This window comes from Olleya marilimosa CAM030, assembly GCF_000518485.1.
Classification (GTDB): domain Bacteria; phylum Bacteroidota; class Bacteroidia; order Flavobacteriales; family Flavobacteriaceae; genus Olleya; species Olleya marilimosa.
Genome location: NZ_JADR01000001.1, coordinates 130,882 through 151,766, shown reverse-complemented (window position 1 = coordinate 151,766; position 20,885 = coordinate 130,882). Strand labels below are relative to the sequence as shown.

Sequence of the window (20,885 nt, the reverse complement as noted above, 5' to 3'; positions counted from 1 at the left end):
AATAATTCAGATAATGTATAAATTTTATTGATAGATTTTATATTTTTATAGTCTTAAACTATATCAATGACAATTACCCAATTATCTTATGTATTAGCTGTAGCTGAAAATCAAAATTTTACTAAAGCAGCTCAAAAATGTTTTGTAACACAGCCTACGCTAAGTATGCAAATTCAAAAATTAGAAGACCAATTAGATATTTTAATATTTGACAGAAGTAAAAAACCAATAGAGTTAACTGAAGTTGGAAAAAAAATAGTAACACAAGCCAGAAATATAGTTAACGAATCTTATAGAATCCAAGATATTGTAGATCAAGAGAAAGGTTATATAGGTGGCGAATTTAAGATTGGTATAATTCCAACCGTTATGCCTACATTATTACCAATGTTTTTAACCAATTTTGTTAAAAAATATCCTAAGGTCAAACTTAAAATTGAAGAGTTAACTACAGAAGAAATAATATCTAGAATTAACGATGGACATTTAGATGCTGCTATTGCTGCAACACCTTTAGAAAACGAAAATATTAAAGAACGCGTCCTATATTTTGAACCATTTGTTGCTTACGTACCACAAAATCACAGGTTAAAAAACAAGAAAAAATTAGAAACCTCTGACCTAGAAATTGATGACATGCTTTTATTAGAAGATGGTCATTGTTTTAGAGATGGTGTTATTAATTTATGTAAGGCTTTTAAAAACCATAATGATGACAAGTTTCAATTAGAAAGTGGTAGTATTGAAACTTTAGTAAAACTATCTAATGAAGGATTAGGCATGACACTAATGCCATATTTACACACCTTAGATTTGAATGAAAAAGCTAAAGAAAATCTGCATTATTTTACAGAACCTTCACCTGCAAGAGAGGTAAGTTTAATATATCATAAAAGCGAACTTAAAATGCAAATTATTGAAGCTATGCAAGACGTAATTTCTGGTATTGTTAGAGGTGCTATTGCTTTTCAAAATGTACAAATAATTAGTCCTATACATAAATAAAAAAGTATAAAAAAAGCGACCAGTTGGTCGCTTTTTTTTATTAAAGTGCAAAATTTATATAAACAGATAGTCGCTGTTTAGACTGCACATTATCTCCAAATAAACTTTGGCTAACAGGTAATGTGTAGCTAGCTCCAAAAATAAATTTTTCAATAGCCAACTCGGATCCAAAACTAAAATTAACAATATTTCCATCCGTATCTCTTAACGTTTCGTCGTATTGCGTAATGGAATCATATACATCTCCTGAAAGTCCAACAAAAGGCATGATATTCATTTTTTGACGCGGAATTGCAGTAAAAAAGTTTACTGCATAACTAAATTGATCTCCAAATTGGTAGTCATTTTTATTTTCGCCTTTTAAATAATAACTAAGTAGCGTATTGACTCCAAATTTGTCACTTCCGTAATTATAACCTAATGAGAAAACTCCATCTATACTTCCTGTCCCAACTTGAAATCCTGGATTAATATTATCTGCTAATCTTTGTTCAAACTGACCAGTAGGTAATTTAACACCTAAACCAAACTGCAGACTATGTCCTGATGGTTCTTTATTAGGGTTAAAATCTACAACGCTTTCATCTTTCTTTTTATAAAACACGTGTTTATACCATCCAATTACACTAGCATCTCCTAACCCGTTTAGGTTTTCTTTGACGTTATTAAAATCTCTTGTCAAATCTTGATATGGCAAACTTGTAGTAACGTAAAAAGAATCATTAATAGGTATTTGAGCCCATAATTGTATAGTATTAAAGGTTTCTTTACTTATTGGAGAGTTTTCAAAAATCCCATTTTTAGATTCAAAATTTTGATAGATATATCTTACACCTACAAAATTAGCGTTACTTAATGTCCCAAAGCCAAAACTTCCGCTACTAGTAGAACAACCACATAAATCACATAGTACTTGAAATGGTTCATGCCTATTACATGGGTTTACAGGGTTATGAGCTTCTGCTTTAGCGAGACTAAATAAAATGATTCCTAGTATTAAATATTTAAAATTCTGCAAAACGTTCATCTTCTAAAAATTGATTATCGGTTAATGTTTTTAAGAAAGCTATGACGCTTTCTTTTTCATATGCTGAAAGTGAGATACCATAAGTCCCATCTGCTTTTTGTAGTGATGGATCTACATTACCATTATTTACAATTCCAGAATCATAAAAATCTAAGACAACTTCTAAAGTCGAAAAACGTCCATCGTGCATATAAGGATAAGACACCTCTACATTACGTAAACTTGGCACTTTAAACTTATACAAATCGTTTGGATCTTCTAAAATATTAAAACGTCCTTTATCATTTAATTGTGGATTAATAGGTAGCCCATTGTTTCTAAAGGTTTGATCTGTAAATAGATCTGAAGCATGACAGCTTGAACATTTATTTTGAAATGTATTTAAACCATCCAATTCTAAAGCAGTTAATGTAACATTGTCTTCTTGTCTAACATACTTATCGTATTTAGAATTTGATGAAATCATCATTAACATAAACTGTGACAGTGCTTTTAACATGTTTTCTGTATTGACTTCTCCTCCATCAAATGCTTTAGCAAATTGCGCTTGGTAATAACTATCCTGTTGTAATTTTACAATAACATTGGATAAGGTTTCACCCATTTCTAACACGCTAGTAATAGGAAGTATGGGTTGCAAATCTAAATGCGATGCTGCACCATCCCACATAAATGAGGTTTGGTAAGCTAAATTTTGGATAGGTTGTGCATTTCTTAATCCAATTCCTCCATTTACACCATGACTTAAATTATGTCCATGATGCGTAAAAGCAAAAGCTTGCTCGTGACAAAAAGCACAAGCTATTGCACCATTAGATGATAATTTACCTTCGTAAAATAATCTTTTACCCAATTCAAATCCAGCGTCTGTTATGGGATTATTATCCAAATTATAAGCAATTTCAGGAAAATTAGTTGGCAATTCTAATTGTAAAGGTATGGGAACATAGTTAGCAGTCTCTGTACTATTAGAGCAGGCAAACAGTGTAACCAAGCCTAATAAAACAAGGCTTAACTTTTTCATATTAATAAGATTTAAAACACCATTAAAAGCCATTAGCTAATAATGGTGTTATTAGTTTTATTTAATCGTTGTGTACATGGTGTACCTCAAACATTGTAGCAATGTTTGATGCGATTATTGGTGTCTCATTAACATCTGTATGTACTTGGTCATAACCATCAGCAAAATTTACTGATGTTGCACCATCAAATACTTTAGCAATATCTGCTTTAATATGTACTTCTGGTGATTTATCTGCTCTAACTAAAACTGTGTTTGGAAAACTTAATGTTACTTCTTTATAATTATCTAAAGCAGTACCAACGCTTCCCATGTGTATGTTTAAAGGTTGGTTAGATACAGTACTTGTAGAGAAAGTACCATCTAATCTAATAAATTTATAACCAGAAGCCCAACTCCACATCATACCTTGGTCTGTTGCATAGTCTAAAAAAGTACCTTGACCTGCTGCACCTAAAGCAAATCTGTCTTGGTCAATACCAACACCAAAAGTTACAGATACGTAATCTGCTGCGTCCACACCTTCTAATGTCACAAAGATTTCGCCAGCGTTATTACCATCAAGCTCGTTAATAATAAAAACGTTATCCTCAGTTGGGTATTCAAAAATATTACCATTAGAATCCGTAAATCTTACGTTACTAATCATGTATTTTAAATTATCTAATTTAAAAGATTCTGAATTTGATTTGTTATAAGAAGTTCCGAAGATAAAATCCTGATCGCCAACACCATTGTCATATTTAAGTGTGATTACACCTGTTTGACCTGTTAAATCTTCTGCTTGATTGTTGTCATCGTCAGATGAGCATGCTGTAATTATTGCACACGCTAATAGTGCAAATGTGTATTTTAAAAATTTCATTTGTATTGTTATTTTTTATTTAAGTAGAATGTAATTAAGCCTGTTTTGGCTTAAGCCGAAAAATAAAAAATTATACTATTGGAGGTTTAAAATGAAAGTAATCAAAGTTGTAAGAATACCTTTGATTGTAAACCGTTGCATTTTTTTGCTTAAAAATTAATAGCAAAGAAGCGTCTATCGTATATTGATATTCTGTATAAAATACCGGAAAAAAAGATTCAGCAATATTAGTGATAGCTTTACTATCATTATCATCGTTAATTGGCGATTGCAATTGTTTTGCTAAATGACATTTACCATTACAAGCTAATTGTGGTTTTTCTTTATTAACACAATAGGTGTCTATAATGTAATCTATATTTAACTGAAAATAGGCTACATAACCAACGTAATACATAGGACGTATTGCGAAGGATAAAAACAATAATATTGTAAATAGCTTTTTCAGGGAAAAATAAATTTTTGCAAAGTTATAGCATTTAGATGAAATTGATATACAAAACTTACGGTATTTGCATAAAAAAAGCGACCAATTGGTCGCTTTTAATTTTATATTTTTAAGTGTTAAGATATATTAAACATTGGTCTAATTTTGGGTTTTGCTGTACTAAAGACTCAATATACACTTTAAGCTCTTCTACCTCATAAGGTAATAGTCGCTCTAAGGCTTTTTGGACTTCTTTGCAAAACAACGTGGTATCAAAACTAACTTTTTGCAGTACAGTTTTAGTGTACTCAAACATTGCTCTTGCCATAATTAATTTTTAGGTTTAGTTAAATTAAAAGTAATATTGTGCTATAGGCAAACGGTTTAAAAGTTTCGATTAAAGGTAGCAAAAAAATAGATTGAAAAAGGATGCATCCTAAATTTTAACAGTTAAAAACACGTTAAAATTATCTAACTAAAAACGATTGTCACCATCAAGCAAGTCTCCTAAACCTCCTAAAATACTACCTTCACCTTTACTTTTACCTCCTCTTGGTACACTTTGCAAAACACGTCCAGCTAACCTACTAAATGGTAATGATTGTATATAAACAACACCTGGACCTTCTAATTTTGCAAAAAACAAACCTTCGCCTCCAAAAACGGTGTTTTTAATACCTCCAACAAACTCTATATCATAATTTACATCTTGTGTAAATCCAACAATACAACCTGTATCAACCCTTAGTGTTTCTCCTCTTTGCAACACCTTTCTTGCCAAAGTACCACCAGCATGGACAAATGCTAAACCATCACCTTCTAATTTTTGCATAATAAAACCTTCGCCTCCAAATAAGCCACGTCCAAGTTTTTTGCTAAACTCTACGCCTACACTAACCCCTTTTGCTGCACATAAAAAAGCATCTTTTTGACATATAAATTTACCTTTATACTCTTGTAAATCTATAGCTACAATTTTACCTGGATATGGAGATGCAAAACTAACTTTACGTTTTCCTGTCAGGTTGTTGTAAAATGCTGTCATAAACAAACTTTCGCCAGTTAGCAATCGTTTACCAGCTCCAAATATTTTTCCTAAAAAACCAGAATCGTTTTGAGAGCCATCTCCAAATATGGTTTCCATTTTAATACCATCATCCATCATCATAAAGCTTCCTGCTTCGGCAATTACACCTTCCTGAGGATCAAGTTCGACTTCTACATACTGCATTTCTTCACCATAAATTTTATAATCTATGTCGTGTGCATTTAAACCGCTTTGGGGTAATTCGTCTTTTGGATACATATTTGTAAAGTTTTAATTTATTATATGTTGCGTAATTATTCTATTTATTACAAAATCAAATTAATTTTTCACTTTAATAGACCATTCAAAATTAAAAGTTGACACTACTACTCCATCTGCGTTAGTACCTATAGCTTGCATCCATAGGGTTTGACCTTCTCCTGTTAGTATAGCGTTTTGTAACGCTTGATCTACTTTCAGACCATCATTACACACAAAGGTAATTCTGCCTGTTGCCTTTTTAGTAAATGTAGCATTATTAGAAGTTACTAACATTGACACTTTTTTACCTGTTTCATTAATTTTCATCATCATCATCGCACCAGTTGCAAATTCGGCAGCCATACCTTGAACAGCCCAAAACATAGAATTAAAAGGGTTTTGATTAAACCATCTGTGCTTTACTGTTGTTACGCATTGTGTTTCATTTAAAACTTTTGTTCTGACACCACACAAAAAAGCTGATGGTAACTTAAGCATTGTAAATGTGTTAAGTTTACTAGGAGTTATCTTCATTATATATTCGATTTTCAGCTAAATTATTGAAAATAATCGACATTACACTATGTTAAAAAAATGTTAATTTTTAGTACTTTGTATTGCATAATACCTTTTTAAAGATATATATTTGCATAAGAAACTATTATATACTTTTAAATTATGGTTACCAGTCATCAAAAAAACCTAGCAACATTTATTCACTTATCCACCTTTTCTAGGTTTGTAATTCCATTTGGAAACTTAATAGCACCTTTAGTATTATGGGTTGCAAATAAGGATAAATCAGAATTTATTGATGCACATGGTAAGCAAGCTATTAATTTTCAGTTTAGTATTTTATTATATGCTGTCATTATAGGCACGTTATGTATTCCGTTTTTTGCTTTTACTTTATTTAATCATTTAGATCTATTGGATTTTCAAGCTTTTGAAGGCATTAGAATAAACATTACAAAGCCTTCACCTCTATTTTACATTGGTGGTAGCATTGGACTACTAGCTGTATTTGGTTTTATATTAGAAGTTATTTTTATAATTAATGCTAGTCTAAAGGCTAAAGAAGGAGCAGAATACCACTACCCATTAACAATAAAATTTATTAAATAATACACATCATCAATCAATCAAATCATCAAAAAACGAACAGTTTAATTATGAAACATCTTACAGAATTATGAAGATAGAAAACACAAAAGCACAGATGCGTAAAGGTGTTCTGGAATACTGCATCTTGTCAGTCTTAAAAGACGAAGATGCATACGTTGCCGAAATATTAGAAACACTTAAAGACGCTAAATTATTAGTTGTTGAAGGCACAATCTACCCTTTACTAACACGACTTAAAAATGCTGGATTACTTAACTATCGTTGGGAAGAATCCACCTCTGGACCACCACGTAAATATTACGGATTAACAGAAACAGGTCATCTTTTTTTAAAAGAATTAACCACGACTTGGAACGAATTACAACATGCAGTAAATATAGTAACATCAATTAAATCAACTAAAAATGAATAAGACAGTCAATATAAATTTAGCAGGTATATTTTTTCATATCGATGAAGATGCATACTTAAAACTGCAACGTTATCTTGAGGCTATAAAACGTTCATTTACAGACTCTCAAGGTCGTTCTGAAATTATCGCTGATATAGAAATTAGAATTGCAGAGTTGTTTTCTGAACGCATGAAAACAGACAGACAAGTTATTGGAAATAAGGAAGTTGAGGATGTTATTGCCATTATGGGACAACCTGAAGATTATTTAGTAGATGATGAAATTTTTGAGGACGAACCTACTCCAAAAAGCTACGCTTCATCCAGATCTAAAAATAGTAATGCTAAAAAATTGTTTAGAGATACCGAAAATAGTTATGTTGGTGGTGTATGTTCTGGATTAGCACATTACTTTAATATAGATGTTATTTGGGTAAGATTAGTTTGGGTACTTTTAGTATTTGGAGCTGGTACTGGAATTTTCTTGTACATTTTATTATGGATTTTTATTCCAGAAGCAACCACTACTGCAGATAAGTTAAACATGACTGGAGAAGAAGTCACTATTTCTAATATCGAAAAAAAAATTAGAGACGGATTTGATAGCGTATCAGAGAATGTAAAAAATATAGATTTTCAAAAACATGCAGACAAGTTTAAAGAAGGCATTGGACAAGCGTCAGACAACATATCCGATTCGGTAAAAAAGATAGACACCAATAAGATTAAATCTAGTAGTAAATCCTTTTTTGGAGGTTTAGGAAACGTTATTTCATCTTTATTCAAAATCTTTTCTAAATTTATTGGTATTGCACTTGTAGTATCATGCGTTGCTGGTATCATAGCTTTAGCAATAGGTTTAATATTTGGAACCTTTTTTGATGCAGATTTTGGATTTTTTACCACAGATTATGTTAGAACGTTCAATGATGGTGATGGTCTTTTTTGGTTATTTCCTGTCTTAATATTTATAGTCTCTGTAATCCCAATTATTTTCTTTATTTATTTAGGATTAAAAATATTAGTAAACAACCTAAAACCAATGGGTAACGTTGCTAAATACAGTTTAATTGGATTATGGATTATGGCAATAATTGGCTTGGCCATTATTGGTACAAGACAAGGCTTAAGTTATAAAGAAAAAGCTGCAGACATAAAAACAGAACAGTTAGCAAACATTAAAACTAATGATACTTTAGTAATAAGCATGAACTATAACGACACCTTTGCTGAACGCTTTAGACGTGATTATGGATTACAACGTGCTGATGACGATAACGGAAATGAAGTTGTTTTTTCTCAGGGCATTAGACTAATAATCAAATCTACTAAAGATAGTGTAGCAAAGATTAGAGTAGACAAATCTGCTAGAGGTAGCAGCTACAGCAAAGCTAAAGACAGAGCAAAAAATATAAGTTATAATTATACTTTGGATAACAATAACTTAATATTAGACAATTACTTTACAGTCTCTAACAACGACATATCAAGAGATCAAGAAGTAGAACTAACGGTTTATCTTCCTGAAGGAAGCGTATTATTTGCTGAAGAAAGTACCTATAATTACCATAGAAACAACAGCCATTATTATAACGATATTTTAGATAACGGAATGGAAGAACATTTTTTACTAGTAAAACGTGCAAAACTAGAATGTTTGGATTGTGATGACGACAACAATACTTTGCAATCAGATAATGACAATACCTCAACTATTGTAGTTAACCAAGAAGGACTTGTTGCCAAAACAGATACTATGGATGTTATTATTAATGACGAAGGTGCAAAAGCAAGCACTAAAAACGTAAAAGTCACTATTAATGATGAAGATGGTATTAACATAACTAATAACAAAGACGAGAATTAAAATCATACAATCATCAATCAAATCAAAAACCAACAATTATGATCGCATTAATCGAGTATCTAGTATCATCAATCGTGTCTATTTTGTTTTAATTTAGACCAAACTTAACAACAACAATCAATCAAAAAAACCAGCCATCTCAAGCTTTAATCAAGTTTGGGATGGTTTTTGCTTATATTTGTACTAACAAATCAATTTACTTAAATGTCAAAACAATTACTTACATTATTTTTACTTCTTACCATTACATTTACGTTTGCACAAAAAAAAGAAAAGGTTAAAGGCAGTCGTGTGCTTACAAAGGTATCTACTCCTGTTACTGCTTTTGAACGTTTACTTTTAACTGAAGCGTTTGAAGTCAATTTAGTACAAGCAGACTCAACTAGAATTGAAATTACTACCGACGAAAACTTACATGACTACATCAAAATAATGTCTCAGGATAACACCTTAAGTTTAAAGACAACTGCTAGGCTACAAGAAAAAAAGCTTGAAATTACAGTATATTATAATTCGCTTTTAAATACCATCGAGCTTAAAGAAGATGCCGAAATTAGTTCTAAAACTAGTTTAAAATTTGACGATTTAACACTAACCACTTCCGGAAGTACTGAAGCCTATTTAACCATTGATAGTAATTTATTTAAACTAATTAATAATGGTAAAGCTAAAGCTGAATTAAATATAACTGCAAAAGCTGCTACTTTAGAATTAAATGATAGCAGTAAGGTTGAAGCGCTAATTAATGCCTCTAAAATAGTCGTTGACATGTTAGAGAGTGCCGATGCAAAAATTGAAGGTGATACTGCTAACTTGATACTAAATGCAGACAACTCGACTGATTTTAATGGACAAAATTTAACCTCTAAAAATGCTACTGTTACAACAGAAAATAGAGCCGAAGCTTATGTGGAAGTTAATGATGAATTAGTTATAAATGCATCAGGATCTTCAATAATAGAAATCTTTGGAAGCTCTAAAATTACTATTGAAAGCTTTGAGGATAATGCCATCCTGAAGAAAAAATAAAGAAACTAATTACAGTTATAAGTTAAACATTGGAATAACATATAATTACAAAAAAAAACCGAAGCAATTGCTTCGGTTTTTTTATATTATAAAGTCTAATGACTAGTTATAAGTAGATGTGCTAACCTCAAAAGAAGAATCCTTAGCAGCTAAATAACGTTCTGCATCTAACGCAGCCATACATCCAGTTCCTGCTGCTGTAATAGCCTGTCTATACACGTGGTCTGCAGCATCACCACTAACAAAAACACCATCAATATTAGTCTTAGAGGTTCCTGGTTTAGCGTTTATTATATAACCTGTTTCATCTAAGTCCAAAAAGCCTTTAAATATATCTGTATTAGGTTTGTGTCCAATTGCAACAAAAAATCCTGTCGCTGGAATTAAATGAGATTGCTTAGTTTGGTTATTAATAACTTTAACTCCTGTAACAACTTGTCCATCACCAATAACTTCTTCCGTTTCGGTATTAAACAAGATTTCTATATTTTCTGTGTTTTTAACACGTTCAGCCATAATTTTAGACGCTCTAAATTCATCACGTCTAACTAACATGGTAACCTTAGTACATAATTTTGATAAGTAATGTGCTTCTTCACAAGCGCTATCTCCTGCTCCAACAATTACAACTTCTTGATTTCTATAGAAAAAACCATCACAAACAGCACAAGCAGAAACTCCACCTCCTAATTTTAAATATTTTTGCTCAGACTCTAAACCTAAATATTTAGCACTAGCTCCTGTAGATATAATTACAGTATCACAGTGGATTTCTTTTTCGCCATTAACCCAAACTTTATGTACACTTCCTGAAAAATCTACCTTAGTAATCCAACCGTCTCTAACATCTGTTTCAAAGCGCTCAGCTTGTTTTTGAAGTTCCATCATCATTGCTGGACCTGTAATACCTTCTGGGTAACCAGGAAAATTTTCAACTTCGTTAGTAGTTGTTAATTGTCCACCTGGTTGTGTACCTTGGTATAAAACTGGTTTCATATTAGCTCTAGCTGCATAAATTGCTGCAGTATATCCTGCAGGTCCAGAACCTATTATCAAACATTTTACTTTTTCTATATTCTCTGACATATTATATTCATTTTTATCTTCTACAAAAGTAGAATTTTTATAAGAAAACTTACACTAGACTTATTAAAAGTTATTATTAAAGAATAAAGACTTCTTATACGTTATATTTTTTCTTTTTTTTAAGAAAATTTAATTTGAAATATTTTAACTTGATACTCTAATTTAATCTTAAAATCCAATGGGTGTGATAGCGACCGACTCTAATAAAATTACTTTTTACTATAATTCAAATTCCAATGTTGATAAACAGTCATTGGCATATGTACAAGATAGTTTAAAAAAGATATTGACAATTGATATTACTAAAACTAAAGTATCTGATACACAATGGGCTGAAATAGCAACTAAGTTAAATTTAACCCTAGCAGATTTAGTTAATAAAAACCATCCTGATTTTACTAAAAATTATAATAGTGATACCGTTTTATCTGAGGATGACTGGATTAAAGTAATCCAAAATAATCCTGATGTAATAGCAAATGCTATATTAGTTATTGAAGATAAGTTTTATAAAATTGAAACACCATCTCAAGTAAGACAGCTTCTAGGTACTAATAGCTAATTTAAAAGATTTAATGCTCTGATATAAATTTGTAAACCGTACCTATAAACAATGCTACAAATACAAAAAAACATAGTTTTGCCAAAAAGGCTAAGTTTCCTGCTAGGTCACCAAAACCTAAAATAGCGGATATAAATGCTAGAATTATAAAAAAGATAGTCCAACGCATGATAAATTGTTTTTAATTTTAATCAAAATTACAATTTAAGGGATTATCTATACTACTGTTTAACATGCATTTACAAAGACTTTAACTGCACTTAACATAAGTCTACAATATTTAAGATTGTCTTAAGATTAACGTTCCTAAAATTCTGGTTGATACGATTTTAAAAGTCGCATTAAAGCGCTTTCCATTGGTGTGAAGTGACTAGGTATTTGTTTCTTTATTTTAGGAGGTTCAAAATAATTAACAATGGTACCTTCTTCGTAATTTTTAATAATTGCTGGATGTATATAGTATTTACGACACACATTTCTAGTATTGCCAAGTTGATTAGCAGTAACATCCATTGCGTGTAAAATATTCTCTTTATTTAATTTAGGGTCTTCAGTATACCCTAAGTCTTTCAAGGTTTCAAAACAAATAATACTGGCTGCCCAAGTCCTAAAATCTTTTGCTGTAAACAACGTACCACATAAATCTTGCAAGTAATTATTTAACATGGCACTATCTACCTTTTGTTTTTCGCCATGATCATCGTAATACTGAAATAACTCCCAACCAGGAATTTCTTCGCATTTATTAACTAATTTTATTAGCTTTTTATTTCTAATAGAGACTTTATGTGCTTTACCTTTTTTACCAATAAACTCAAACTGAATTTTATCTTTAAACGTATTAACGTGCTTGGAGCGTAATGTAGTTAAACCGTACGTTTCGTTTCGTTTAGCGTATTGTGCATTTCCAATCCGTATATGTGTTTCTTCCATTAATCTTACAATTAATGCTAGCACTTTAGTTTGTGTCCATGTGGTTTGGTCTAAATCTGCTTCAACTTGCGCTCTAATATTAGGTAATTGTTGACCAAATAAGTACATCTTATAAAATTTGGTCTGGTTTCTAATTTTATTCCATTTAGGATGATACCTATATTGCTTTCGTTGTTTTGCATCACGACCCACTACTTGTAAATGACCATTTTTAAGCTGAGAAATTTTTACATTATTCCACGCTGGAGGAATAACCAATTGTTTAATTCGGTTAATTTCACGTTCCTCTTTAATCACTTTATTTTTAAGCTTAAAAATAAAGTCGTCGTCTTTACGCTCTCTAATTATTTTTAAATGAGAGGGATTGGTATAAACCAAATCAAATTCTTCTATAACCTGTTCTGGTTGTAAAAGAATTTGATTGTAAATGTCTTTATTTAAAGCTTTCACTTAGTAAGTTTATAAATTTGTGTCCATGTAAGATCGATAATCTTTTGCTAAAGCTGTTTTTTGTTGTTCATTAAACACTTTTCCAGCTAATTGAAAAAAAGTATGTTCCTCATCCTCTAGATGATGCTCAACTTTTTCCTTTAGGTCTTTAGCTATTTTTAGCCAAGCTGAAGAACTGTAATCAGTGTCGTCTAATTGTTCTAATAATTCATCAATTTCATGATGTTCTGCAATACCATGTCTTGCTTTTTCCTGCATCATATCGTTACTTATAAGTGGCTTGTAAAAATGGCGTTCTTCTGCTTCTGCATGAATATTCAACTCATTTTTTAGCTGCTTATATAGTACGTCTCTTTCATTGCTATCTCCAGAGGTTTTGACTAGTTTTTCTAATAAATCCCTTTGGGTATCGTGGTCTTTTCTAATAGATTCAAATATGGTCATTGGTCAATATTTATAGGTTAGATTATTTAATTATTTTTTTAAATAACATCATCATTCCAAATTTTGTAAACATTTTATATCCTGTTTGTAACCAATTTGGAGGCTGTACAGCTTCTTTAAAATCACCTTTAATAGCTTTTAACTCTTCCCATGCAATTTGCTTTTCAAGACTTAGTCTTTTTAAGTCTTTTTCTAAATCGTTTTCTGTTTTATATTGCTTTATCATTATTCAAAAAATGTTTTAGAAAGTGACTGAATAACCTTACTATTTATTTGTTTTCTAATAAGGTAAATTATTACAGAAAACACCATAAAAATTAGGCCAACAATTAAAAAACCAAGTGAAAAACTATCTAACATGTTACCTATAGCAATTGCGCTTGCTACTGCTATAAAAACAAATCCTATAAGTATTAATCCACCTATTAATAATGATTTTAAAACTAGACTAATTGACATAGTCAGTTGTTGGAAAACCTTTAGTTTATAATACTCGTGAGATTTTTTCAGATATTCTTCGCCTTTATCAATCGCTTGATTTGAAGTATCTTGTATGGATTCAAAAACAGTCATCTATTTTTGAAGTTTTTTATTCTTCGCTTTTAAATCTTTTAATTTACTCTCTAACGTAGTAATTACATCGTCTGCTTTATAACTAGCATCAGAAATCACAGTTTCTAATTGAGAATCTAAACTATGTTTTTGAGACGTAATTGTACTTGCTACTTGATCTTTTAATTGTAAAGCACTATCTGCTAATTTATCTTTAGTTGCAATAGCGTCATCTTTAAGTTTTTTTCTTGTGTTAACACCTTTGTCTGGTGCAAATAATATTCCTAAAGTTGCTCCAATTGCTCCTCCTAATAATAGTCCTAATGCTGTATTTGTGTTCTTGCTCATTTTTATTTTTTTTTGGTTAATAATTATACTGATTGCTCGTATCAGCTTGTAACAAAGATAAAATTTATCGATTTAATTATTCTTAATAAAACTTTAAATAAATTGATAAATCTATGTTAAAATAAGATTCAAGACGAATATTAATATGGATAATTCATAATTTTAACAAAAATAAAACCAATGAAAAAGCAAATAACTACAACCAATCCTTATACAGGTGAAGTAATTGATAAATATGATTATCATACTTCTGAAGAGATTTCGAATATCTTAACACGTTCAGATTCAACATTTAAAACATGGAGTCAAACCGAAATATCTGATAGAACTAAACTATTACAAAATCTAGCTAATTTATTAGAAGAAAATAAAGAAGAATATGCAAGATTAATGGCTAATGAAATGGGTAAACCCATAACGCAAGGTATAGCTGAAATCGAAAAATGCGCATTACTTTGTGATTTTTACATAGCTAACGCAGATAACTTTTTAGCAGATCAAATTATTAAAACCGAAGCTAATGAAAGCTTTATAAGCTACGATCCATTAGGTACCATACTTTCCATAATGCCTTGGAATTATCCCTTTTGGCAAGTGTTTAGGTTTGCAGTACCGACAATAACAGCTGGTAACGTTGGGCTTTTGAAACACGCCTCAAATTCAACAGGTACAGCAATTGCAATCGAAAAATTGTTATTAGATGCTGGATACCCTAAAGGCTGTTTTCAAACTCTATTAATCAATCATAAAGACTTAGAAGCTGTTATAGAAAATGATATTGTCAAAGCAGTGACACTAACTGGCAGTGAAAAAGCAGGAAAAAGCATAGCTTCAATTGCTGGAAATAGCCTTAAAAAAACAGTTTTAGAGTTAGGAGGAAACAATGCTTGCGTTATATTGGACGATGCCGATTTAGATAAGTACTTGGACACTATGGTTAGCGCTAGGATGCAAAATAATGGTCAAAGTTGTATTGCTGCAAAACGTTTCATTGTTACTGAAAAAATTTATGATACTTTCTTAGAGCAATTCACTCAAAAAATTAAAACCTTAAAGTATGGTGATCCATTGAATCAAGAAACCTATATGAGTGTAATGGCAAGAGAAGATTTAGCAGAAGAACTAGAAAAACAAGTTAGTCAATCTCTACAAAAAGGTGCTAAATTACACTTTGGAAACAATAGAGAAAAAGCAAAATACCAACCCACAATTATTACAAATGTAACTCCTGGTATGCCTGTTTTTGATGAAGAAACTTTTGGACCTGTAGCAGCAGTCGTTAAAGCTAAAGACTATAAAGAAGCTATGCAATTAGCCACTAACTCAAGATTTGGATTAGGGACAATGATTTTTACAAACAACATAGATAATATATATGACCATATAAGTCAAATTCCTGATGGTGCTTTATTTATAAACGAAATGGTAAAATCAGATCCTAGACTTCCTTTTGGCGGAACTAAAGCTTCTGGTTATGGTCGTGAATTATCTAAAGAAGGTATTTTAGAATTCGTAAACACAAAAACAGTATACATTAATAAATAAAACAAAAAATTATGAGCTTAATAAAAGATAAAAACGAAGACAGAAAAGATTACATTTTGCAAAAAGATAAAACCACAAAATTTACAGGTAGTTTTGTAGCAATAATATTAATAATGTTAGTGCTAGCTGTAGTAATCTCTGGTTTCTATTTTAAGTGGTTTTAATAACTTATAAATTAATCTTTAGTCTAACATAAAAACAATTCTTTTTTTTTGTAAATTGTAGTATATCAATAATTTAATCTGCAAATTATGAAAACTAAAGTACTAATTTCAACCTTACTATTGTTATGTTTTTCTTGCAATAACACTAAATATAAACAACCAAACGAAGAAGAACTTACAGAGAGTAAATCAATATTTAAAAAGGAATCATTACAAGGTGCATGGCAATTGGTAAGCTACTACAACTATGTAAATGACCAAATTAAAGATTCCACAGTTTCGGATTCTAAACAAAAACAAATAAAACTTTATACTGACGGTAAATTTATGTGGAGTAAAAAAAGACCTGCAGATTCAACTGAATGGTTTGCTTTTGGAAATTACAACATTAACGATAATATCCTTACAGAAAATGTTGAATATGGTTCGTTAACAATGGATAACATAATGAAGCTTCGCAAAACCTTTGAATATGAGCTAATACTCTCAGAAAATAGATTTAATCAAATAGAATTAGATGAGAATGGATCTAGAATATATTCGGAGAATTATATAAAATTAGAATAATAAAAAAAGCTTCAGTATAACTGAAGCTTTTTTGGTCGGGGTGGCAGGATTATACCCTTTCCCCATAATATTATATATATCAACCAGTTACAGATTCCGAAACTTTACTGTTAGCCGATTTGTTGACGATATTATAAATGAACTTAAAGTAAAATGCTTTACTTTCTGATGGTGCAAATATATAATTTGTATTAATTCAAACCAATATAAAAAGTCATTTATTTTATGACAATAAATACTTCTTCAAATTACGTTTTTTTTAACCTTATTATCCTCATAATATCTTTTCAGATTTGCATTAGTAATACACCAAAGACCAAGTAATTAACTATTAATCATAGGTCTATTTCACGGCTAACTTCTATACATATTTAGAGGAAGAGAGTATTCATACAATATTACCGAAATATAAACGTCGCAAAATATTTTTCGGAAAAGGGACGGCATAAAGCCATCGCTTCTTCCCTCGCTTATTTATTCCGTTTCCTTTCCACTCTAAAATTTTGTCTTCCGTTTGGGTTTTGCTCAAATATTGTTTAATCTAAAATCATTTAATTATGGAAACAAAAGTAAAATCAAACGGAACAGCAAAAAAAGTAAATGCAACCGTTAAAAAGGAAGTTCAAAAGAAGTTGACCGAGGAAGCTATCGGAAAAGCTGTTACACCGGAAAAGCTCGTGGTAGCCAAAAAACCAGAGATTAATTTGGATGACAGAATTCAAAAGTTTGAAAAATTGAGAGGTCTGGCTAATCAACGTGAACGGTTGACGGAAACATTGAACGAGCTTACCAAGTTCAATTACAATCAGGATGGTTCGAGTTCCTTCCATATAAGGGACTCACGTAATCTGGAATTCAAGACGACCAACACGAATTTAATCAAGTTGGTAACTACACATTTACAGTCCACTTTGGAACAACGTAAATCAGAGATTGAAGAACAGATTCTAAAATTTGAACTTTAATGAAGCTAATGTCTTCAAATGTGAAAGCCTGCTCGCAAGAGTAGGCTTTCTTTTTTTAATCATATCTGTCTTCAGACAGGTCTAAAATCAAATATTATGTATTTAAATCGTTTACAACAAGATGAAATTTTCGTTTCAAATGAAATGAAATCGTTAAAAATTATTACTGGTATGGAGTCTCGAAGAGGACTTGAAAATGCCGTTATTTCCAATGACAAAATTGTGAATGTGGTCTCGAACAGTTATGGCCATATTCCAAATGAATTGTTTTTCAAAAAAGCCGAACAGCTATTACTGGATGCCAATCTGAAATATCATAAACGCACGATTAACAGAAATGACAGGTCTTTCATTGCCGACTTTATAATCGAGGACCATAATCAGTTTTCGTTGAAGAATGAACAGGATAAGATATTACCGATGTTGCGTTTCAAAAATTCCTATGACGGAAGCGAAAAGACTTCCGGGCATTTTGGATTTTATAGAGAAGTATGCACCAATGGCTTGCACGTTGCTCAATCAGAAATAGCATTTTCAATAAAGCACAGCAAAAACAATACAGATTTAATAATGCCGAAATTGAACTTGCTATTTGATAAGTTTCTAAATAATGAATACTACGAAATCACAAGGAAATTCAGGGAAATGGAAGAAATCGAACTTATCGATACCAAGGCATTTGTAAAAGACATATTGGAAAAAACGAAATTGTTCCGATATGAATGTAGCGACAAAAACGATGACCCATCAAAAAAATCCCGTGAGGTTATAGAGCTTATCAACGATGAACCGTTTCCAGCTTATTCAAAACCAAATTTATGGGTAGGTTATAACGCCTTTAATTGGATGCTTCACAATACCTTGAAAAAGACCTTTTCGCAACAGGAAAGGTTGGATAAGGTTTTGTTTGATGAAATATATGCAATGGTTTAAAGAAACATTGTTAAAGGTTTATCCAGTACCTAACTAAACTGGATTTTTAATTATACTTCTGCCATATTATTCCGTTTAGCACATTTCCCTACATTTCGTTGCTCTACATTTTGGAAAAAGAGCTTCACTCAAAAAAGGTCTTGGACACAACTTCAAAGATTCCGATTTCCATTCCACTTGCCCACTCATTCCCGAGAAAATTCGGGAAGTGGTCAAACTCTATTCCAATCTACATCTTTAAAGTCAAGTCCGCTTTAAAACCCTACTTCAAAAGAATAATTCGTTTTATAAACCGTTCAGCACTTTACCGCTACATTTCGCGAAAAGCTACATTTCGGGCAAAGAGCTTCTCTATAAAAAATCTTGGACCCAATCCCCATTTTTGGTTTTCCATTCCGCTTCCCCTTCCCGCTTCGATGGGAAGGAACGCTACATTCCCAAGCCAAAACCGTGAATCCAGTCCGCTTGTAATCGGAAAGTCAAAGCCTCGATTTTCTTAACAGAATTAACGGCAAAGCCTACTTTGGTCTTTGCTCGATAATTCTTAAAAACCGAACCTTTGCCTCACACATTTTAAGGGGTTTATAATAGATGAAGCCTTTAATGTTTTTCGGGACAGCGAAAAACAGGTATGGCATAACCAATTCTAAAATAATGCCATTTGCTCTGTTCGCTTAACTGTCGGTACGCTCTCGCCACAAATGGCTTTATAAGAATTGCTAATACCATTATGGAACTTGTCAAGACTGTACAAGTTTTAGGCAAAAATAAGGTTTCTACTTCCTTGAAAATCCAAGGATTTTACTACGTCGCAAACACACCTGATTTATTCCCTAAAAGTCTTGACAAAACCCACTTCATCTATTGTGCGGAGCACGAAAGAAATCATACAAACACCCCTTAAAATTTAATTCAGTTTAAACCTAATAGGGAAATTATTAATCTTTTAAATCTTTTATTATGAGTACTATTAAAAATCACGTACAGTTAATTGGAAATGTTGGACAAGAGCCAACCATTACGAACCTTGAAAGTGGTAAAAAAGTAGCCCGATTCTCATTGGCAACCAATGAATACTACAAAAACGGCAAGGGCGAGAAACAAACGGACACCAATTGGCACACCGTTGTCGCTTGGGGCAAAACTGCTGAAATTATCGAAAAGTATGCCGAAAAGGGCAAAGAAATCGGAGTTGTTGGAAAACTAAAGACCCGAACCTATACCACGGACGATGGCAACCAACGCTATGTTACCGAAGTGGTAGCCGATGAAATCCTATTAATGGGTAGTAAGTAAAAAGTAAAGAGGGCACTAATACCAGTTTTCAATTAGTTTGTGCCCTCTTCTTTTCATCATTAAATCTAAAAAAGACATTACAATGAAAGCACAAGTTAACGAAATAAAAGAAGGATTGCAACATTTTCACGGTTCTGAAATGTTATATCAAATCCCATTGATACGCACCCGATTTACAAACGGATTGAAATATTTAGCCAATGTAGCAGAATGTTTTTGGCTCATTACTGATGTTTCAGTAATCGCCAAAAGTTTGCTGAACCGAAGCCATTTTATCACAATAGATTTTAAAAGGCTATCGGAAGATGAACAAGATTTTACGGGCTATGAAGCTGAAATAATTTATAGCGATGGAAATGGAAATGTTTTTGAAACGCATCAATACAACTTTACTGATTTTCCTTTAGATGAATTGCGTTTATATTTTGTGGATAATACGCTGATGTTACCAAGTGAATACTAAAAACAAAGGCTATGATTTATCTAAATTATAACAACCTCGATGACGAAACCCAACAGCATCTACTTTCAGTTTCAAAAGAAGATATAGAGAACAAATTTGGGAACGACCTTAAAGCCTACGCCAATAAACATCATTTAGATTATAATACCATATTGGACGAAGAAGCGATAAAGAATTTATATACATATAAGTACATTTTTAACATCTAAATTGCAACGCAAAAATTTGGACCTTTGAATTTTCAGAGGTCTTTTTTTGTGCCTTATTTTTTCAAAATTTCAAGAGCCAATAATCCAAAACTCGACGTCCTAAATTTGCATTTTCATAAAAATCCTATTTTTTGGTATCAAAACCTACCATTTGAAAACAATCCGTATTTGAATATTATTTGCAAATAGAATATCTTTAAAAGGCTTTTAAGCAGTACCATTTTAAGTATCATTATCCCATTTTGATTTGACTTTCGCCGATAATGATACACACCAAAAATTAAACATATCGGAATTTTTTATTCCGAAAAAAAGCAACT

The 20,885-nt window shown here is 31.5% G+C and carries 28 protein-coding genes; 14 read left to right on the top strand and 14 right to left on the bottom strand.

Going from position 1 to position 20,885, the window contains the following annotated elements; genetic code table 11:
* The first annotated feature begins 66 nt into the window (after nucleotides 1-66).
* Entirely contained in the window at nucleotides 67-1,005 is a 939-nt protein-coding gene (locus M890_RS0100780; protein WP_028281680.1) for a LysR substrate-binding domain-containing protein, read from the top strand.
* A 40-nt stretch (nucleotides 1,006-1,045) separates the two neighbouring features.
* On the opposite strand, the gene M890_RS0100775 is transcribed toward M890_RS0100780, so the two are convergent.
* From M890_RS0100775 to M890_RS0100745, 7 genes are all read right to left on the bottom strand, one after another.
* Complete coding sequence (locus M890_RS0100775; protein WP_028281679.1) at nucleotides 1,046-2,032, bottom strand: transporter family protein; 987 nt, start codon at nucleotides 2,030-2,032, stop codon at nucleotides 1,046-1,048.
* On the bottom strand, nucleotides 2,010-3,056 hold the full coding sequence (locus M890_RS0100770; protein ID WP_028281678.1) for a cytochrome-c peroxidase: 1,047 nt from the start codon (nucleotides 3,054-3,056) through the stop codon (nucleotides 2,010-2,012). The genes M890_RS0100775 and M890_RS0100770 overlap by 23 nt, the downstream gene beginning before the upstream one ends.
* 61 nt (nucleotides 3,057-3,117) lie before the next feature.
* Nucleotides 3,118-3,921, bottom strand: coding sequence for an MbnP family protein (locus M890_RS0100765; protein ID WP_028281677.1), 804 nt, complete (start codon nucleotides 3,919-3,921; stop codon nucleotides 3,118-3,120).
* A 70-nt stretch (nucleotides 3,922-3,991) separates the two neighbouring features.
* Nucleotides 3,992-4,318 carry a hypothetical protein gene (locus M890_RS15635; protein ID WP_036597001.1) on the bottom strand — a complete coding sequence of 109 codons (327 nt, stop codon included), beginning with the start codon at nucleotides 4,316-4,318 and terminating at the stop codon, nucleotides 3,992-3,994.
* 160 nt (nucleotides 4,319-4,478) lie between these two features.
* Nucleotides 4,479-4,676 (bottom strand): hypothetical protein, encoded by a 198-nt coding sequence (locus M890_RS0100755; protein ID WP_028281676.1) that lies wholly within the window; start codon nucleotides 4,674-4,676, stop codon nucleotides 4,479-4,481.
* A 147-nt stretch (nucleotides 4,677-4,823) separates the two neighbouring features.
* On the bottom strand, nucleotides 4,824-5,654 hold the full coding sequence (locus M890_RS0100750) for a TIGR00266 family protein (protein WP_028281675.1): 831 nt from the start codon (nucleotides 5,652-5,654) through the stop codon (nucleotides 4,824-4,826).
* Between the two features lie 60 nt (nucleotides 5,655-5,714).
* Entirely contained in the window at nucleotides 5,715-6,170 is a 456-nt protein-coding gene (locus M890_RS0100745) for a DUF4442 domain-containing protein (protein ID WP_028281674.1), read from the bottom strand.
* Between the two features lie 144 nt (nucleotides 6,171-6,314).
* On the opposite strand from M890_RS0100745, the gene M890_RS0100740 reads away from it, so the two are divergent.
* The 4 genes from M890_RS0100740 (at nucleotide 6,315) to M890_RS0100725 (ending at nucleotide 10,048) form a co-directional block, all read left to right on the top strand.
* The gene (locus M890_RS0100740; protein ID WP_028281673.1) at nucleotides 6,315-6,761 is read left to right on the top strand and encodes a DUF4870 domain-containing protein; all 447 of its coding nucleotides are present in this window, start codon (nucleotides 6,315-6,317) and stop codon (nucleotides 6,759-6,761) included.
* Nucleotides 6,762-6,828: 67 nt separating this feature from the next.
* Complete coding sequence (locus M890_RS0100735; RefSeq protein ID WP_028281672.1) at nucleotides 6,829-7,173, top strand: PadR family transcriptional regulator; 345 nt, start codon at nucleotides 6,829-6,831, stop codon at nucleotides 7,171-7,173.
* Nucleotides 7,166-9,019 (top strand): PspC domain-containing protein, encoded by a 1,854-nt coding sequence (locus M890_RS0100730; RefSeq protein WP_028281671.1) that lies wholly within the window; start codon nucleotides 7,166-7,168, stop codon nucleotides 9,017-9,019. The genes M890_RS0100735 and M890_RS0100730 overlap by 8 nt, the downstream gene beginning before the upstream one ends.
* 204 nt (nucleotides 9,020-9,223) lie before the next feature.
* Nucleotides 9,224-10,048, top strand: a complete 825-nt coding sequence (locus M890_RS0100725) for a GIN domain-containing protein (protein ID WP_028281670.1) — start codon at nucleotides 9,224-9,226, stop codon at nucleotides 10,046-10,048.
* Nucleotides 10,049-10,150: 102 nt separating this feature from the next.
* Here M890_RS0100725 and trxB read toward each other — a convergent pair whose 3' ends face one another.
* A complete protein-coding gene (gene trxB / locus M890_RS0100720) occupies nucleotides 10,151-11,134 on the bottom strand; it encodes a thioredoxin-disulfide reductase (protein ID WP_028281669.1) in 984 nt (327 codons plus the stop codon).
* Nucleotides 11,135-11,312: 178 nt separating this feature from the next.
* On the opposite strand from trxB, the gene M890_RS0100715 reads away from it, so the two are divergent.
* Complete coding sequence (locus M890_RS0100715; RefSeq protein WP_028281668.1) at nucleotides 11,313-11,696, top strand: arsenate reductase family protein; 384 nt, start codon at nucleotides 11,313-11,315, stop codon at nucleotides 11,694-11,696.
* Between the two features lie 10 nt (nucleotides 11,697-11,706).
* Here M890_RS0100715 and M890_RS16585 read toward each other — a convergent pair whose 3' ends face one another.
* From M890_RS16585 to M890_RS0100685, 6 genes are all read right to left on the bottom strand, one after another.
* Nucleotides 11,707-11,865 (bottom strand): DUF1328 domain-containing protein, encoded by a 159-nt coding sequence (locus M890_RS16585; protein ID WP_036596999.1) that lies wholly within the window; start codon nucleotides 11,863-11,865, stop codon nucleotides 11,707-11,709.
* A 137-nt stretch (nucleotides 11,866-12,002) separates the two neighbouring features.
* Nucleotides 12,003-13,079, bottom strand: coding sequence for a DNA topoisomerase IB (locus M890_RS0100705; RefSeq protein WP_036596998.1), 1,077 nt, complete (start codon nucleotides 13,077-13,079; stop codon nucleotides 12,003-12,005).
* A 9-nt stretch (nucleotides 13,080-13,088) separates the two neighbouring features.
* Nucleotides 13,089-13,523, bottom strand: coding sequence for a hemerythrin domain-containing protein (locus M890_RS0100700; RefSeq protein WP_028281665.1), 435 nt, complete (start codon nucleotides 13,521-13,523; stop codon nucleotides 13,089-13,091).
* 22 nt (nucleotides 13,524-13,545) lie between these two features.
* Nucleotides 13,546-13,749, bottom strand: coding sequence for a hypothetical protein (locus M890_RS0100695; RefSeq protein WP_028281664.1), 204 nt, complete (start codon nucleotides 13,747-13,749; stop codon nucleotides 13,546-13,548).
* Nucleotides 13,749-14,096, bottom strand: coding sequence for a hypothetical protein (locus M890_RS0100690; protein ID WP_028281663.1), 348 nt, complete (start codon nucleotides 14,094-14,096; stop codon nucleotides 13,749-13,751). The genes M890_RS0100695 and M890_RS0100690 overlap by 1 nt, the downstream gene beginning before the upstream one ends.
* Complete coding sequence (locus tag M890_RS0100685) at nucleotides 14,097-14,423, bottom strand: YtxH domain-containing protein (RefSeq protein WP_036596995.1); 327 nt, start codon at nucleotides 14,421-14,423, stop codon at nucleotides 14,097-14,099.
* 180 nt (nucleotides 14,424-14,603) lie between these two features.
* On the opposite strand from M890_RS0100685, the gene M890_RS0100680 reads away from it, so the two are divergent.
* The 8 genes from M890_RS0100680 to M890_RS16580 all read left to right on the top strand — a co-directional run bounded on the left by M890_RS0100680 (nucleotide 14,604) and on the right by M890_RS16580 (nucleotide 20,565).
* The gene (locus tag M890_RS0100680) at nucleotides 14,604-15,968 is read left to right on the top strand and encodes an NAD-dependent succinate-semialdehyde dehydrogenase (RefSeq protein WP_028281661.1); all 1,365 of its coding nucleotides are present in this window, start codon (nucleotides 14,604-14,606) and stop codon (nucleotides 15,966-15,968) included.
* 11 nt (nucleotides 15,969-15,979) lie between these two features.
* Nucleotides 15,980-16,132, top strand: coding sequence for a hypothetical protein (locus M890_RS16800; RefSeq protein WP_193600123.1), 153 nt, complete (start codon nucleotides 15,980-15,982; stop codon nucleotides 16,130-16,132).
* A gap of 87 nt (nucleotides 16,133-16,219) precedes the next feature.
* Nucleotides 16,220-16,699 carry a hypothetical protein gene (locus M890_RS15630; protein WP_051437417.1) on the top strand — a complete coding sequence of 160 codons (480 nt, stop codon included), beginning with the start codon at nucleotides 16,220-16,222 and terminating at the stop codon, nucleotides 16,697-16,699.
* A gap of 557 nt (nucleotides 16,700-17,256) precedes the next feature.
* The gene (locus M890_RS0100665; RefSeq protein ID WP_025743398.1) at nucleotides 17,257-17,664 is read left to right on the top strand and encodes a hypothetical protein; all 408 of its coding nucleotides are present in this window, start codon (nucleotides 17,257-17,259) and stop codon (nucleotides 17,662-17,664) included.
* Nucleotides 17,665-17,760: 96 nt separating this feature from the next.
* Nucleotides 17,761-18,597, top strand: a complete 837-nt coding sequence (locus M890_RS0100660) for a DUF932 domain-containing protein (RefSeq protein ID WP_028281660.1) — start codon at nucleotides 17,761-17,763, stop codon at nucleotides 18,595-18,597.
* 960 nt (nucleotides 18,598-19,557) lie between these two features.
* Complete coding sequence (locus tag M890_RS0100655; RefSeq protein ID WP_028281659.1) at nucleotides 19,558-19,893, top strand: single-stranded DNA-binding protein; 336 nt, start codon at nucleotides 19,558-19,560, stop codon at nucleotides 19,891-19,893.
* A gap of 82 nt (nucleotides 19,894-19,975) precedes the next feature.
* Nucleotides 19,976-20,356 (top strand): DUF6876 family protein, encoded by a 381-nt coding sequence (locus M890_RS0100650; RefSeq protein WP_028281658.1) that lies wholly within the window; start codon nucleotides 19,976-19,978, stop codon nucleotides 20,354-20,356.
* Between the two features lie 11 nt (nucleotides 20,357-20,367).
* Nucleotides 20,368-20,565, top strand: coding sequence for a hypothetical protein (locus M890_RS16580; RefSeq protein WP_084553527.1), 198 nt, complete (start codon nucleotides 20,368-20,370; stop codon nucleotides 20,563-20,565).
* Nucleotides 20,566-20,885: the final 320 nt, after the last annotated feature.

Excerpts from the sequence above, each read along its gene's own strand:
- M890_RS0100780 (WP_028281680.1), top strand. The coding sequence starts at position 67 with ATGACAATTACCCAATTATCTTATGTATTAGCTGTAGCTGAAAATCAA.
- M890_RS0100775 (WP_028281679.1), bottom strand. The coding sequence starts at position 2,032 with ATGAACGTTTTGCAGAATTTTAAATATTTAATACTAGGAATCATTTTA.
- M890_RS0100770 (WP_028281678.1), bottom strand. The coding sequence starts at position 3,056 with ATGAAAAAGTTAAGCCTTGTTTTATTAGGCTTGGTTACACTGTTTGCC.
- M890_RS0100765 (WP_028281677.1), bottom strand. The coding sequence starts at position 3,921 with ATGAAATTTTTAAAATACACATTTGCACTATTAGCGTGTGCAATAATT.
- M890_RS15635 (WP_036597001.1), bottom strand. The coding sequence starts at position 4,318 with ATGTATTACGTTGGTTATGTAGCCTATTTTCAGTTAAATATAGATTAC.
- M890_RS0100755 (WP_028281676.1), bottom strand. The coding sequence starts at position 4,676 with ATGGCAAGAGCAATGTTTGAGTACACTAAAACTGTACTGCAAAAAGTT.
- M890_RS0100750 (WP_028281675.1), bottom strand. The coding sequence starts at position 5,654 with ATGTATCCAAAAGACGAATTACCCCAAAGCGGTTTAAATGCACACGAC.
- M890_RS0100745 (WP_028281674.1), bottom strand. The coding sequence starts at position 6,170 with ATGAAGATAACTCCTAGTAAACTTAACACATTTACAATGCTTAAGTTA.
- M890_RS0100740 (WP_028281673.1), top strand. The coding sequence starts at position 6,315 with ATGGTTACCAGTCATCAAAAAAACCTAGCAACATTTATTCACTTATCC.
- M890_RS0100735 (WP_028281672.1), top strand. The coding sequence starts at position 6,829 with ATGAAGATAGAAAACACAAAAGCACAGATGCGTAAAGGTGTTCTGGAA.
- M890_RS0100730 (WP_028281671.1), top strand. The coding sequence starts at position 7,166 with ATGAATAAGACAGTCAATATAAATTTAGCAGGTATATTTTTTCATATC.
- M890_RS0100725 (WP_028281670.1), top strand. The coding sequence starts at position 9,224 with ATGTCAAAACAATTACTTACATTATTTTTACTTCTTACCATTACATTT.
- trxB (WP_028281669.1), bottom strand. The coding sequence starts at position 11,134 with ATGTCAGAGAATATAGAAAAAGTAAAATGTTTGATAATAGGTTCTGGA.
- M890_RS0100715 (WP_028281668.1), top strand. The coding sequence starts at position 11,313 with ATGGGTGTGATAGCGACCGACTCTAATAAAATTACTTTTTACTATAAT.
- M890_RS16585 (WP_036596999.1), bottom strand. The coding sequence starts at position 11,865 with ATGCGTTGGACTATCTTTTTTATAATTCTAGCATTTATATCCGCTATT.
- M890_RS0100700 (WP_028281665.1), bottom strand. The coding sequence starts at position 13,523 with ATGACCATATTTGAATCTATTAGAAAAGACCACGATACCCAAAGGGAT.
- M890_RS0100695 (WP_028281664.1), bottom strand. The coding sequence starts at position 13,749 with ATGATAAAGCAATATAAAACAGAAAACGATTTAGAAAAAGACTTAAAA.
- M890_RS0100690 (WP_028281663.1), bottom strand. The coding sequence starts at position 14,096 with ATGACTGTTTTTGAATCCATACAAGATACTTCAAATCAAGCGATTGAT.
- M890_RS0100685 (WP_036596995.1), bottom strand. The coding sequence starts at position 14,423 with ATGAGCAAGAACACAAATACAGCATTAGGACTATTATTAGGAGGAGCA.
- M890_RS0100680 (WP_028281661.1), top strand. The coding sequence starts at position 14,604 with ATGAAAAAGCAAATAACTACAACCAATCCTTATACAGGTGAAGTAATT.
- M890_RS16800 (WP_193600123.1), top strand. The coding sequence starts at position 15,980 with ATGAGCTTAATAAAAGATAAAAACGAAGACAGAAAAGATTACATTTTG.
- M890_RS15630 (WP_051437417.1), top strand. The coding sequence starts at position 16,220 with ATGAAAACTAAAGTACTAATTTCAACCTTACTATTGTTATGTTTTTCT.
- M890_RS0100665 (WP_025743398.1), top strand. The coding sequence starts at position 17,257 with ATGGAAACAAAAGTAAAATCAAACGGAACAGCAAAAAAAGTAAATGCA.
- M890_RS0100660 (WP_028281660.1), top strand. The coding sequence starts at position 17,761 with ATGTATTTAAATCGTTTACAACAAGATGAAATTTTCGTTTCAAATGAA.
- M890_RS0100655 (WP_028281659.1), top strand. The coding sequence starts at position 19,558 with ATGAGTACTATTAAAAATCACGTACAGTTAATTGGAAATGTTGGACAA.
- M890_RS0100650 (WP_028281658.1), top strand. The coding sequence starts at position 19,976 with ATGAAAGCACAAGTTAACGAAATAAAAGAAGGATTGCAACATTTTCAC.
- M890_RS16580 (WP_084553527.1), top strand. The coding sequence starts at position 20,368 with ATGATTTATCTAAATTATAACAACCTCGATGACGAAACCCAACAGCAT.